This is a genomic window from Chromobacterium sphagni (genome assembly GCF_001855575.1).
In the GTDB taxonomy this organism is placed as follows: domain Bacteria; phylum Pseudomonadota; class Gammaproteobacteria; order Burkholderiales; family Chromobacteriaceae; genus Chromobacterium; species Chromobacterium sphagni.
The window spans coordinates 1,068,172-1,082,149 of record NZ_MKCS01000001.1 but is presented as its reverse complement, the minus strand read 5'-3'; the positions used below and the strand labels follow the sequence as shown (position 1 = coordinate 1,082,149).

9 protein-coding genes are annotated in these 13,978 nt (G+C 65.5%); 4 read left to right on the top strand and 5 right to left on the bottom strand.

Features of this window, described 5'->3' with window-relative positions; translation table 11 throughout:
- Position 1: 1 nt before the first annotated feature.
- The 4 genes from deoA to mutY all read right to left on the bottom strand — a co-directional run bounded on the left by deoA (position 2) and on the right by mutY (position 5,793).
- Entirely contained in the window at positions 2-1,327 is a 1,326-nt protein-coding gene (deoA, locus tag BI347_RS05170) for a thymidine phosphorylase (protein WP_071114140.1), read from the bottom strand.
- Positions 1,328-1,438: 111 nt separating this feature from the next.
- Complete coding sequence (deoC, locus tag BI347_RS05165; RefSeq protein WP_071115445.1) at positions 1,439-2,206, bottom strand: deoxyribose-phosphate aldolase; 768 nt, start codon at positions 2,204-2,206, stop codon at positions 1,439-1,441.
- A 234-nt stretch (positions 2,207-2,440) separates the two neighbouring features.
- On the bottom strand, positions 2,441-4,645 hold the full coding sequence (locus BI347_RS05160) for a RelA/SpoT family protein (protein WP_071114142.1): 2,205 nt from the start codon (positions 4,643-4,645) through the stop codon (positions 2,441-2,443).
- Positions 4,646-4,746: 101 nt separating this feature from the next.
- Positions 4,747-5,793: an A/G-specific adenine glycosylase gene (gene mutY, locus BI347_RS05155; RefSeq protein WP_083338942.1), complete on the bottom strand. Its 1,047-nt coding sequence runs from the start codon at positions 5,791-5,793 to the stop codon at positions 4,747-4,749.
- A gap of 129 nt (positions 5,794-5,922) precedes the next feature.
- On the opposite strand from mutY, the gene BI347_RS24900 reads away from it, so the two are divergent.
- The 4 genes from BI347_RS24900 (at position 5,923) to BI347_RS05135 (ending at position 11,511) form a co-directional block, all read left to right on the top strand.
- Positions 5,923-8,490 carry a THUMP domain-containing protein gene (locus BI347_RS24900; protein ID WP_071115444.1) on the top strand — a complete coding sequence of 856 codons (2,568 nt, stop codon included), beginning with the start codon at positions 5,923-5,925 and terminating at the stop codon, positions 8,488-8,490.
- A gap of 173 nt (positions 8,491-8,663) precedes the next feature.
- Positions 8,664-9,266: a MarC family protein gene (locus BI347_RS05145; RefSeq protein ID WP_071114145.1), complete on the top strand. Its 603-nt coding sequence runs from the start codon at positions 8,664-8,666 to the stop codon at positions 9,264-9,266.
- A 144-nt stretch (positions 9,267-9,410) separates the two neighbouring features.
- On the top strand, positions 9,411-10,751 hold the full coding sequence (locus BI347_RS05140) for a dicarboxylate/amino acid:cation symporter (RefSeq protein WP_071115443.1): 1,341 nt from the start codon (positions 9,411-9,413) through the stop codon (positions 10,749-10,751).
- 100 nt (positions 10,752-10,851) lie between these two features.
- Positions 10,852-11,511, top strand: coding sequence for a redoxin family protein (locus BI347_RS05135; protein WP_071114169.1), 660 nt, complete (start codon positions 10,852-10,854; stop codon positions 11,509-11,511).
- 75 nt (positions 11,512-11,586) lie between these two features.
- On the opposite strand, the gene ppsA is transcribed toward BI347_RS05135, so the two are convergent.
- A complete protein-coding gene (gene ppsA, locus BI347_RS05130) occupies positions 11,587-13,974 on the bottom strand; it encodes a phosphoenolpyruvate synthase (protein ID WP_071115442.1) in 2,388 nt (795 codons plus the stop codon).
- Positions 13,975-13,978: the final 4 nt, after the last annotated feature.

The window sequence follows — 13,978 nt, the reverse complement described above, 5'->3', positions numbered from 1 at the left end:
CTTATTCGCCACGGATGATCTGGTAAACCTGCGGCAGGGTCGCCGGCGCGATTTCATCGATGCGGATGGCGGCCTTGACCCGGCGCGCCGCGTCTTCGAAGCTCGCCTCGTCGGCGGCGTGGATCATCATCAGCGGGGTGTCCCTGGCGATATTCTGACCCAGTTCGACGAACTGCGACAGTCCCACTCGGAAATCCAGCACGTCGCTGGCCAGACGGCGGCCGCCGCCCAGCGCACACACCGCCATGCCGATGCCGCGGGTGTCCATCGCACCCACGAAGCCTGCCTTGTCGGCGTATACCGGGCGCACGATTGGCGCGGGCGCCAGATGGCGGTCGTAGTTTTCCATGAAATCCACCGGGCCGCCCAGCGCGGTCACCATGCGGCCGAAGATCTCGGCGGCGCGGCCGGAATCCAGCGCAGCCTGCAGCTTGGCGCGGGCGTCGGCGTCGTCCTGCGCCAGCTTGCCGCCGATCAGCATCTGGCTGCACAGCGCCATCGTCACCTCGTGCAGGCGCGGGTTGCGCTCGTCGCCCTTCAGGTAGCGCACCGCCTCGCGGGTTTCGATGCTGTTGCCGGCGGTGGAGGCCAACGGCTGGCTCATTTCGGTGATCAGCGCGGTGGTGGCCACGCCGGCGCCGTTGCCCACCTTGACGATGCGGCTGGCCAGCTCGATGGACTTCTCCATCGTCGGCATGAAGGCGCCGCTGCCGGCCTTGACGTCCATCACCAGCACATCCAGGCCGGCCGCCAGTTTCTTCGACAGGATGGAGGCGGTGATCAGCGCGATGGACTCGACCGTGGCGGTGACGTCGCGGGTGGCGTAGAAGCGGCGGTCGGCCGGCGCCAGGTCGGAAGTCTGGCCGATGATGGCCACGCCGATCTCTTTCACCACCTGGCGGAACCGCTCCGGCTCCGGAAACGGGTTGTAGCCCGGAACCGCCGACAGCTTGTCCAGCGTGCCGCCGGTGTGGCCCAGGCCGCGGCCGGAAATCATCGGCACGAAGCCGCCGCAGGCGGCCACCATCGGCCCCAGCATCAACGACACCACGTCGCCAACGCCGCCGGTGGAGTGTTTGTCCACGATGGGGCCGGGCAGGCCCAGGTCCTGCCACTGCATGCGGCGGCCGGAGTCGCGCATCGCCAGCGCCAGGTGGACGTTCTCGTCCAGCTCCATGCCGTTGAAGTAGATGGCCATCGCCAGCGCGGCGATCTGGCTGTCGGCGACGCTGTTGTCAGTGATGCCGGCGACGAACTGCTGGATGTCCTGCTGCGACAACATCAGGCCGTCGCGTTTTTTACGAATGATTTCTTGCGGCAAAAACATGGCAATTTCCCTGTCTGAATCCCCTCGCCGTCGCGGAAGCAAACGGCAATGGGCGATGCGGCCGGGAAATCGCCCGGCCAGAGTGCGGTCAGCCCGCGTATGAGGTGCGGATCAGTAGCCGCTGGTCTGCTTGACCACGCCGCCGGCGATCTCGATCTGCAGATTGGCCAGCAGGCTGGAGGCGCCGAAGCGGAAATGGCGGGCGCTGACCCAGCCATCGCCCAGCAGGCGCTCGGCCAGCGCCAGGTAGTTTGAGGCCTCGGCCGCGCTCTTCACCCCGCCGGCGGCCTTGAAGCCGCAGGCCCCGCCGGTTTCCTTGATCACCGTCAGCATGGTCTCGGCGGCCTCAAGCGTGGCGTTGACCGGCACCTTGCCGGTGGAGGTCTTGATGAAGTCGGCGCCGGCGCGGATGGAGATTTCGCTGGCCGCGCGGATCAGCGCCGCGTCCTTCAGTTCGCCGCTCTCGATGATGACTTTCAGCAGCTTGCCGCCACAGGCCTCCTTGCAGGCCCGCACCAGCTCGAAGCCGATGTCGCGGTTGCCAGCCATCAGCGCGCGATAGGGGAACACCACGTCCACCTCGTCGGCGCCGTAGGCGATGGCGGCGCGGGTCTCGGCCACCGCGATGGCGATGTCGTCATTGCCGTGCGGGAAGTTGGTGACGGTGGCCACCTGCACTTGCGGGCAGCCGGCTTCACGCAGCGTCTTCTTGGCGATGGGCACGAAGCGCGGGTAGACGCAGACGGCGGCGACGGTGCCGTCCGGGCTGTTGGCCTTGCGGCACAAGGCGATCACTTTTTCGTCGGTATCGTCGTCGTTGAGGGTGGTCAGGTCCATCAGCGACAGGGCGCGGCGTGCGGCTTCAATCAATGCAGACATGGTCTATCTTTCTCGAAATGCGGCCAATGGATAAAAACCGCCGCCGGCATGACAGCGGTTTGCCAAAGGCAATGACATGGATTATGAAAATTTCTTCACATGAAAGCAAATCGCAAACAAGCGGGACTTGCTTAAACGCAAACCACCCGGCATCGCCATCACGGCCCCGGAAAAGCCAAACCGGCCGAAACGCCCGACAGATGGGCATCGCAGCCGGCTTGGCGGCACAGAACGTCAAACCCGGCGCGCTTCCTGCACGCCGGACAGTTCCATCAGCCGCGACAGCACCCGGCTGATGTCCTGTACATTGCGCACCTCAACCGTCAGGCGCAGCTTGCTTCGCAAATCGCGCGACAAGGTGTTCACGCCTATCAGATTGAGCTTTTCGCGCGACAGGGTGTCGGACAAGTCGCGCAGCAGGCCCGGCCGGTCCTGCGAGATCACTTCGATGTCTATCGGGAACACACTGTTCTTCAGCTTGCCCCACTCCGCCGCGATCAAGCGCTCCGGCACTTCCTGCGACAGCTTCTTCAGCGTGATGCAGCTGCTGCGGTGGATGGAGATGCCGCGCCCCTTGGTGACGAAACCCATCACCTGGTCCGGCGGCGCCGGCTTGCAGCACTTGGCCAGCACCGTCATCAGATTGTCCACCCCCTCGATCAGCACGCCGCCCGTATCCGGCCCACCCTTGCTGGCCTTGACCAGGCTTTCCGGCAGCACCTCCACCGAGGGCGGCGGCGCGAAGCTGCTGATGGCGTTGGCCACCGCGCGGGTAGTCAGCTCGCCGTGGCCCAGCGCGCCGTACACCTCCTCCAACTTGTCGTAGCCCAGCTTTTCCGCCAGCTGCTGCAGGCTGGGCTGGATGTGCGGCCGGCGCGAAAGCTCGCGCTCGAACAGCGCCTTGCCGGTTTCGCGCACGGTGTCGGCGTTCTGCAGGCGGATGTACTGGCGGATGCGCGAGATGGCGCGATGGCTCTTCACCCAGCCGTCGTGCAGCCAGTTCACCGACGGCCCGCCTTCTTTCGCCGTCAGGATTTCCACCCGCTGGCCGTTTTGCAGCGGCGTCGACAAGGGCACGATCTGGCCCTCAACCTTGGCGCCGCGGCAGCGGTTGCCCAGGCCGGAATGGATGGCGTAGGCGAAGTCGATCGGCGTGGCGCCTTGCGGCAGCGCCAGTACCCGGCCCTGCGGCGTCAGCACGTAGATGGTGTCGGCGAACAGCTCGGTCTTGAACGCCTCGGCCAGTCCTTCGCGGTCGGACATCTCCTCGCGCCAGTCCAACAGCTGGCGCAGCCAGGAGATCTTTTCCTCGTAGGCGGCGTCGCCCTTGCCGCCTTCCTTGTAGCGCCAGTGCGCGGCCACGCCGAACTCGGCGTGCTCGTGCATCTCGAAAGTGCGGATCTGCACTTCCAGCGCCTTCTCTTCCGGGCCGATCACCGCGGTATGCAGGCTGCGGTAGTTGTTAGCCTTGGGATGGGAGATGTAGTCGTCGAACTCGCCGCGTATCGGCTGCCACATGCCGTGGATGATGCCCAGCGCGGTGTAGCAATCCGGCAGCTTGTCCACCAGGATGCGCACCGCGCGGATGTCGTAAAGCTCGGTGAAATCGAGCTTTTTCTTCTTCATCTTCTTCCAAATGGAATAGATGTGCTTGGGCCGGCCGGCCACCTCGGCCTTGACGCCGGCCTTCTTCAACTCTTCGCGCAGGATGTCCAGCACCCGCTCGATGTAGTCGATGCGCTCCAGCCGCCGCTCGTCCAGCAACTTGGCTATCTTCTTGTAGGTGTCCGGCTCGGTGTGTCTGAGACCCAGGTCCTCCAGCTCCCACTTGATCTGCCATACTCCCAGCCGGTTGGCCAGCGGCGCGAACAGCTCCAGCGTCTCGGTGCCGATGCGGCGGCGCAGCGCCTCGTCCGGCACCTGGGCCAGGTAGTGCATGGTCTGGGTGCGCCAGGCCAGCTTGATCAGCACCACCCGGATGTCGGCCACCATCGCCAGCAGCATCTTGCGCATGGTCTCGGCCTGGCGCGCGCAGTCTTCCGGCGTGGCCATCTTGTCGATGCGCGCCAGCTCGGTGATGCGGCGCACACCGCCGACGCCATCCACCAGCATCGCCACCGTGGGATTGAAGGCGTCGCTCAGCCACTGCTGCCAGTCCGGTTTGAGGTCCGGCACGGCGAACATCAAGGTGGCCACGATGGCGTCGGGCAGCAGATTGAGGTCGGCGACGACCGCCGCGGCGGCCACCGCGTGGGTGAACAAATCCTCGCCGGTGGCGGGGACGGTCTTGCCCGCGTACAGCTCCCGCGCGGCGTCGAAGGCGCGCGCCAGCAGCGCGCCATCCTCGGCGGGGAAGGCGGCGGACATATGTTCCAGCCAACGCGCCGGATCGGCGGCGTCGGCCAGAGTATCGGCAACGGTGCGGACTACGGAAACCATATCTGTCTATCTGGACGGACCTGCCGTCTTAACCATGGCTGGGCGGACGCATCCGTCCGGCCATCGGGTTTGCCACACGGGCAGGGTCTAGCCCGCCCTCGTCAATCGGCCGACGCCAGCCTCAGCAGCAAGCGCCTCACCGGCGCCGGCACGCCGGCATCGACAGCCTGATCAATCTGCAGCCACTGGCCGTCCGGCTCGGAGGCTCCCGCGGCCCGCAACGCGTCCAGCCTTGCCGGCTGGGGCGTGATGATCAGGCGAAAATGGGTGAATACATGCTCCAGCTCAGGCCAGGCCGGCAGCAGATCGCCTGCGCCCCGGCGCTGCAGCCAGTCTTCCGCCGCGAAGGTGGTGTCGAACTCCGGCAGCGACAGCAAACCGCCCCAGATCCCGGTGGGCGGCCTGCGCTGCAGCCACACCTTGTCGCCATGGCGCGCCAGCAGCATCACCGTCTGCCGCACCGGCTGAATCTTTTTCGGCCGTGGCACAGGCAATTCGCCGGTGCGCCCCTCGCGCGCCGCCACGCAGCCGTCCGCCATCGGACAGACGCCGCAGACCGGCTTACCGCGGCCGCACACGGTGGCGCCCAGGTCCATCAAGCCCTGCACATAGGGGCCAATGTCGCCGTCGCGCTCGGGCAGCAGGCCTTCGGCCAGCGTCCACATCCGCTTTTCCACCGCCTTGTCGCCGGGGAAGCCTTCCACGCCGAAGCAGCGCGCCAGCACCCGTTTGACATTGCCGTCTAGAATGGTTTCCCGGCGGCCGAAGGCAAAGGCGGAAATCGCAGCCGCGGTGGAGCGTCCGACGCCGGGCAGCCGCTCCAGCTGTTCGCGCTCGGGCGGGAAGCTGCCGCCGAACTCGGCCATCACCATCTGCGCCGCCTTGTGCAGATTGCGCGCCCTGCTGTAGTAGCCCAGGCCGCTCCATTGCGCCAGCACGTCGTCCACCGGCGCGGCGGCCAGGCTCGCCACATCGGGAAAGCGGGCCAAGAAGCGCGGGTAGTAATCCAGCACGCTCTTCACCTGAGTCTGCTGCAGCATGATCTCGGACAGCCATACCCGGTAAGGGTCGCTGACCTGCCAAGGCAAGTCGTGGCGGCCGTGCAGCCGCTGCCAGTCCACCAGGCGGGTGGCAAAATTGCTGTGCAGCATTGCAATCCATTATCCAATCGAACCGATCATGTTAGCGGAAAGCCCGAGCATCACCAAGCAGGCGGCGGCTAAATACGTTAAAATTAAAGGATTACTTACAAGTTTGATCATTTCGAGGTCGTTTCAATGTCCAGTTTCCGTTCCCGCCAGCGCGCCAACCAGCGCCGCGATTTAACCAGCCGTGAACGCTCGGCCAACTCGCCGGCTGGCGGAAACCAGAACCCGCCCTCCGCCGGCGACAAGCCGCCGCGTTTCGAAAAACGCCACGACGCCAGCAATCCGCGCGCGCCCTACTCCGGCCAGCGGCCGGGACCGGGCAAGCCCGACTGGAAGCAGCAGCCGCGCCAGGGCGAGCGCAGTTTCGACAAGCGCGGCCCGGACCAACGGCCGCCGCAAGAGGGCGGCTTCCAGGACAAGCGCTACGACCGCGACCGCGGTCCTTCCGGCCGCAAGCCGATGCCGGCGGATAACGGAGCCGAACGCGCGCCGGCCTTCCGCCGCGAAGACCCGTCGCAGGACAAGCGCTACAGCCGCGACCGCGGCCCATCCGGCCGCAAGCCGCTGCATACCGACGACGCGCCGCGACAGTTCAAGCCGCGCGCCGAAGGCGACAAGGCGCAGTGGCAGCGCCGCGACGACAACAGCCCGCGCCAATCTTTCGGCAAGCCCGAGGGCGAGCGCGACAGCCGTTTCCGCCGCGACGACAAGCCGCAATGGCAAAACCGCGACGACCGCGCGCCGCGCAACGACCGCCCCCAACGCGACGACAATGGTCCGCGCAAACCCTTCGGCAAGCCCGAAGGCGAGCGCGACAGCCGCTTCCGCCGCGACGACAAGCCGCAATGGCAAAACCGCGACGACAATGGTCCGCGCAAACCCTTCGGCAAGCCCGAAGGCGAGCGCGACAACCGCTTCCGCCGCGACGACAAGCCGCAATGGCAGCCGCGCGAGGACCGTCAGCTCGACGCCCGCGCCGAGCGCGCCCCGCGCGACGAAAACGCCCCGCGCAAGCTGTTCGGCAAGGCCGAGGGCAGCAGCGACACCCGCCCGCCGCGCGAAGACAAGCCGCAATGGCAGCCGCGCGAAGACCGCCATGAGCGCGCGCCGCGCAATGAAAACGTCCCGCGCCAGTCCTACGCCGACCGCGACAACCGTTTCCGCCGCGACGACAAACCGCAATGGCAGCCGCGCGAGGACCGTCAGCACGACGCCCGCGCCGAGCGCGCGCCGCGCGACGAGAACGCGCCGCGCAAGCCGCTGTTCAGCAAACCATCCGCCGAACGCGACAGTGTCGAGCGCGACAACCGCTTCCGCCGCGAGGACCATCACGACGAGCGCCCGCGCCAGCACCCGTCGCAAGGCCTGCAACCGTTCGGCGACAGCCACCGCGTAGACAGTCCGGAGCGCCGTCAGCAGTTTGACCAGCGCCGCCACGACAAGCCGCAATGGCAGACCACCGGCAACAAGCCGGAAATCACCGTCACCGGCCGGCTGGACAGCAAGCTGGCGCTGTTCGCGCCCTGCCCGCGCGGCCTGGAGCAGCTGCTGGCCGACGAACTGCTGGCGCTGGGCGCAGGCGACATCGCGCCGGCCGACGGCGGCGTGGCCTTCGGCGGCGACGCGCGCCTGATGATGGCGGTCAACCTGCACTCGCGCACCGCCAGCCGCGTGCTGCTGCGCCTGGCGCACGGCCCCTATCACGCCGAGCAAGACATCTACCGCCTGGCGCTGAGCGTGGACTGGCCGCGCTGGTTCGACGTATCGCGCACCATCAAGCTGAAGGCCGACGGCATTGCTGCCCAGGTCAAGAGCCTGGATTACATCGCGCTGACGGTTAAGGACGCGATCTGCGACCGCTTCCGCCAGGCGCAGCTGGGCCGCCCCAATGTCGACACCCGCGCACCGGACGTGCGCGTCAACGTGTTCCTCACCGCCGACACCGCCACCGTTTACCTCGACACCAGCGGCGAGCCGCTGTTCAAGCGCGGCTGGCGCGAAGAGGCCGGCGAAGCGCCGCTGCGCGAAAACCTGGCCGCCGGCATCCTGATGCTGGCCGGATACGACGGCGACAAACCGCTGATCGACCCGATGTGCGGCAGCGGCACCTTCCTGGTGGAGGCTGCCGACATCGCGCTCAACCGCGCGCCGGGCCGCAACCGCCGCTTCGGCTTCGAAGCGCTGGCCAGTTTCGACCAGGTGGGCTGGGAGTCGCTGCAACTGGCCGCCCGCCAGGCGGAAAAAGCGCCGGCCGCGCTGGACATCCGCGGCTCCGACCGCGACAAGAAGATGATCGCCATCGCCCGCGCCAACCTGGAGCGCGCCGGCCTATCCGGCCTGGTGGAAGCCAAACCCGACGACATCCTGGACGTGCGTCCGGGGGCAGAGGCCGGCCTGATCGTCAGCAACCCGCCCTACGGCGTGCGCCTGGACGAACTGGACCAGCTGGCCGAGTGGTATCCGCTGCTGGGCGATTGGCTGAAGGCTCATTTCGCCGGCTGGACCGCCTGCCTATTCAGCGGCGACCTGCGCCTTGGCAAGCTGATCCATCTGTCGCCCAAGCGCCGTACCCCGCTGTACAACGGCTCGCTGGCCTGCCGCCTGTTCGTGATCAATATGGTGGAAGGCAGCGCCCGCAAGCAGAAGAACGACGACGCAGAAGCGGCCGGCGCCGAATTGCCCGGCGAAGAGCTGTAAGCGCCGCCCGCCTAGGCCCATGCCGCTCCGCCCTCAGGGCCGGGCGGCATTTTTCTTGGCCGCCGCTGGTTAAAGAAACCATAAAAACAGCTAATTTTCAGTCGCATCCGCGCTCGCGGCCACTCCAGCGGCATGAGATAATCACGGCCGAAACCACCTTCAAGCGCGCCGCCATGCAAACCTCTTTTCTATCCGCCACCATCCTGCTGATCCTGATCACCGATCCGCTGGGCAATATCCCGCTGTTCATCTCCGCGCTAAAGCAGGTGAAGCCCGAACGCCGCAAGCGGGTGGTCTATCGCGAATGCCTGATCGCCTTCCTGGTGCTGACCATCTTCATGCTGTTCGGGCGTAATTTCCTGGAATTGATGCACCTGACCGACGAATCGATGCGCATCGCCGGCGGCGTGATCCTGTTCCTGATCGCCATCAAGATGATCTTCCCCGGCGAAGGCAGCGTGTTCGGCGGCGACAAGCTGCACGGCGAACCCTTCATCGTCCCCATCGCCATTCCGCTGATCGCCGGACCGTCGGCGATGGCCACCGTGCTGCTGCTGTCCACCCGCGAGCCGGGCCGCATGCTGGAGTGGATGGGCGCGCTGACCATCTGCATGCTGGTCACCACCGTCACCTTCCTGTTTTCCAGCCGGCTGCAAAAACTGCTGGGCGAACAGGCGATCACCGCGCTGGAGCGGCTGATGGGCCTGGTGCTGACCGCCATCTCGGTGGAGATGCTGCTCAGCGGCTTCGCCTCCTATCTGAAGCAGCTGCACTGAGCCTATTCATAGCGGATACGCCGTCAGGGTTATCCCGGATAGGGATATCGACAATGCTCCCGGCTTGAGTCAGTTGTTAGCATCGGATGCAAATGGGCCAACAAGAGTCCGCATTCCATGCCATCAACGCCAGTCGGGACAACCATGCAAACCAAGACTCCGTTCTATTCGCGCCTCTACGTGCAGGTGCTGATCGCCATCGCGCTGGGCGTGCTGCTGGGCAGCTTCATGCCTGATTTCGCCGCCAAGATGAAACCGCTGGGCGACGCCTTCATCAAGCTGATCAAGATGCTGATCGCCCCCATCATCTTCACCACCGTGGTGGTGGGCATCGCCAAAATGGGCGATATGAAGGAAGTCGGCCGCGTCGGCGTCAAATCGCTGCTGTATTTCGAAGCGGTGACCACGCTGGCTCTGGTGATCGGCCTGGTGGTGGTCAACCTGCTGCAGCCCGGCGCCGGTCTCAACATCGACCCGCACACGCTGCACGCCAAGGACATCGCCAAGTACACCGCCGGCGCCAAGGACATGAACACGGTGGACTTCCTGCTGCACATCATTCCGGACAGCGTGGTGGGCGCGTTCGCCAGCGGCGAGATCCTGCAAGTGCTGACTTTCTCGGTACTGCTGGGCCTGGCGCTGACCAAGATGGGCGACAACGGCAAGAACATCGTCCACATCCTGGACGAGTTCTCGCACGCGCTATTCGGCGTGATCAATATGCTGATGAAGCTGGCGCCGATCGGCGCCTTCGGCGCGATGGCCTTCACCATAGGCAAGTACGGCATCGGCTCGCTGAAGCAGCTGGGCTTCCTGATGGCCTGCGTCTACCTGACCTGCTTGGCCTTCGTCTTCATCGTGCTCGGCGCCATCGCCCGCCTCTCCGGCTTCAGCCTGTGGCGCTTCCTGGTCTACATCAAGGAAGAAATCCTGCTGGTGCTGGGCACCTCGTCGTCGGAATCGGCGCTGCCCGGCATCATGAAGAAGCTGGAAAACCTGGGCTGCACCAAGCCGGTGGTCGGCATGGTGGTGCCCACCGGCTACTCGTTCAATCTGGACGGCACCTCCATTTATCTGACCATGGCGGCGATCTTCATCGCCCAGGCCACCAATGTGAACCTAAGCCTGGGAGAAGAGCTGGCCATCATCGGCGTGCTGCTGCTGACCTCCAAAGGCGCGGCGGCGGTGACCGGCGGCGGCTTCATCACCCTGGCGGCCACGCTGGCGACGCTGGGCGGCAAGCTGCCGGTGGAAGGCCTGGCGCTGCTGATCGGCATAGACCGCTTCATGTCGGAAGCGCGCGCCATCACCAACCTGATCGGCAACGGCGTGGCCACCGTGGTGATCGCCAAGTGGGAAAAGGCGCTGGACGTGCCGCGGATGCAGCAAGTGCTGAACGGCGAGACGCCGCCGGCAAGCGCCGCAGCCTCGCCCCCGATCCCGCTGCCCGAGCCGCTGCCCGAGCCGCTGCCGCAGACGCGCTGAAGCCACACCCGCCGCCAGGCGGTTTTTTTGTTGCATCTAGAAGCAATCGCTTGATTTTGCCTTGCTCTCGTCCACGATGAAAAATATGGAGGAGGCCTATATGAGCGATTTTTGGCTGCAATACGGCGACGAAATGTTGCCGGTCATCGGCGATTTTCCGCGAGTCGGCGACTATCTGCCCAGTTTCATGCTGGTGGACGATCATAAGCGCGACGTGGCGCTGGAGAGCTTCGCCAATGCGCCCAAGCTGATCCTGACCCTGCTGTCGGTGGACGAAGACGAACATGCCGGGCTGTTCCTGCTGCGCGAAACCCGGCGCTTCACCGAACGTTGGCCGCACCTGAAGCTGATCGTGATCACGGTGGACTCGCCATCGTCGCTGGCGCGGGCGCGCCAGGAACACGGCCTGCCGCAGGTGGCGCTGCTGTCCACGCTGCGCGGGCGCGACTTCCACAAGCGCTACGGCGTGCTGATTGCCGAATTCCCGCTCAGCGGCTACACCGCGCCGGCGCTGCTGCTGGCCGATGGCGACAATGTGGTCTACTACGCCGAACGCCTGATCAATACCCGCGACTTCTTCGATTTCGACACCGTCAACACGCTGCTGCAGGATGCCGAACAGAAAGCGCTGGAAGCGGAAAGGGAGGCCGAGGAAAGCCGGCTGATACTGGAGGCGGAGCGGGAGCGAGGAACCGAGCGGCTGATCGAGAAGGTCAAACAGATACAGCCCGCCCCGCCCGATGGCAGGGAGCCCAACTGATCCCGCGCCAGTCCAGGCAAAACAAAACCGCCCGTCGCCGGGCGGTTTTTCACTGATGGACCGACGGCCGACGAATCAGCTGTTCAGTTCCTTTGCCAGGTACAACCAGGTTTCCACCACGGTGTCGGGGTTGAGGGACACGGTTTCGATGCCCTCTTCCACCAGCCACTTGGCGAAGTCCGGATGGTCGGACGGGCCCTGGCCGCAGATGCCCACGTACTTGCCCAGCTTGCGGCAAGCCTGGATCGACATGTACAGCATCGCCTTGACCGCCTCGTTGCGCTCGTCGAAAGTGCTGGCGATCGGGCCGCCGGAGTCGCGGTCGACGCCCAGCGTCAGCTGGGTCATGTCGTTGGAGCCGATCGAGAAGCCGTCGAAGTGCTGCAGGAATTGCTCGGCCAACACCGCGTTGGCCGGCAACTCGCACATCATGATCAGGCGCAGGCCGTTGTCGCCGCGCTTGAGGCCGTTTTCCGCCAGGATTTCCACCACTTTCCCGGCTTCGGCCAGGGTGCGGACAAACGGGATCATCACTTCCACGTTGGTCAGGCCCATCACGTCGCGCACCTTCTTGATGGCGCGGCATTCAAGCTCGAAACAGTCGCGGAACGACTCGGCCACGTAGCGCGCCGCGCCGCGAAAGCCGATCATCGGGTTTTCCTCGTGCGGTTCGTACAACTGGCCGCCGATCAGGTTGGCGTACTCGTTGGACTTGAAGTCCGACATGCGCACGATGACCTTCTTCGGCCAGAACGCCGCGGCCAGCGTGGACACGCCTTCGGCGATCTTGTCGACGTAGAAGTCCACCGGGCTGGCGTAGCCGGCGATGCGGTCGGCGATCACCGCCTGCAGTTCCGGGGCCTGCTTGTCGAACTCCAGCAGCGCTTTGGGGTGGATGCCGATCTGGCGGTTGATGACGAATTCCATCCGCGCCAGACCGACGCCTTCGTTGGGCAACTGGGCGAAGTCGAACGCCAGTTCCGGGTTGCCGACGTTCATCATGATCTTTACCGGCGCCTTGGGCATCTTGTCCAGTTCCAGATCGATGATTTCCACATCCAGCAGGCCATCGTAGATGTTGCCGGTGTCGCCTTCGGCGCAGGACACCGTCACTTGCATGCCAGCCTTCAGCACGCGGGTGGCGTCGCCGCAACCGACCACGGCCGGGATGCCCAGCTCGCGCGCGATGATGGCGGCGTGGCAGGTGCGGCCGCCGCGGTTGGTGACGATGGCGGCGGCGCGCTTCATCACCGGCTCCCAGTCGGGATCGGTCATGTCGGTCACCAGCACGTCGCCCGGCTTGACCTGATCCATCTCCGACGCGTCGCGGATGGTGCGCACGGTGCCCTGGCCTATCTTCTGGCCGATGGCGCGGCCTTCGCACAGGATCTCGGACTTGCCGTTCAGACGGTAGCGGCGCAGCGTGTCCTTGCGGTCTTCCTGCGACTTAACCGTTTCCGGACGCGCCTGCAGGATGTACAGCTTGCCGTCCACGCCGTCGCGGCCCCACTCGATGTCCATCGGGCGGCCGTAGTGCTTCTCGATGATCAGCGCGTAGCGGGCCAGTTCGGCCACTTCGTCGTCGCTGATCGAGAACTGCTTGCGCAACTCCGGCGCCACATCCACGGTCTTGACCGAGCGGCCAGCCTGGGAGGCGTCGGTGAACTCCATCTTGATCAGCTTGGAGCCCATGGTCTTGCGCAGCACCGCCGGCCGTCCGGCCTGCAGCGTCGGCTTGTGCACATAGAACTCGTCCGGGTTCACCGCGCCTTGCACCACGGTTTCGCCCAGGCCGTAGGAAGCGGTGATGAACACCACGTCCTCGAAGCCGGATTCGGTGTCGATGGTGAACATCACGCCGGCGGCGCCGGTATCCGAGCGCACCATGCGCTGCACGCCGGCGGACAGGGCCACCACGTCGTGGGCGAAGCCTTTGTGCACGCGGTAGGAGATGGCGCGGTCGTTGTACAAAGAGGCGAAGACGTGCTTCATCGCGTCCTTGACGTTGTCAAGGCCGCGGATATTCAGGAAGGTTTCTTGCTGGCCTGCGAACGAGGCGTCGGGGAGGTCTTCGGCGGTGGCGGAAGAGCGGACGGCCACCGAAATGTCGGCGCCTCCGGCATCGGCCACCATCTGGTCCCAGGCCTCCTTGATGTCCGCGTCCAGCTTGGCAGGGAACGGGGTATCGATGATCCACTGGCGGATTTCCTTGCCGATGCGGGCAAGTTCGCTGACATCGTCGATATCCAGCTTGGCCAGCGCGGCGCTGATCTTGTCCGCCAGGCCGTTATGCTGAAGAAAATCGCGATAAGCCTGAGCGGTGGTGGCGAAGCCACCCGGTACCCGCACGCCGGAACCGGCCAGCTGACTGATCATTTCACCGAGAGAGGCGTTCTTGCCGCCTACCTCTTCCACGTCGGTCATGCGCAGCTTCTCGAACCAGATGACGTAGTTCTCTGCCATCACT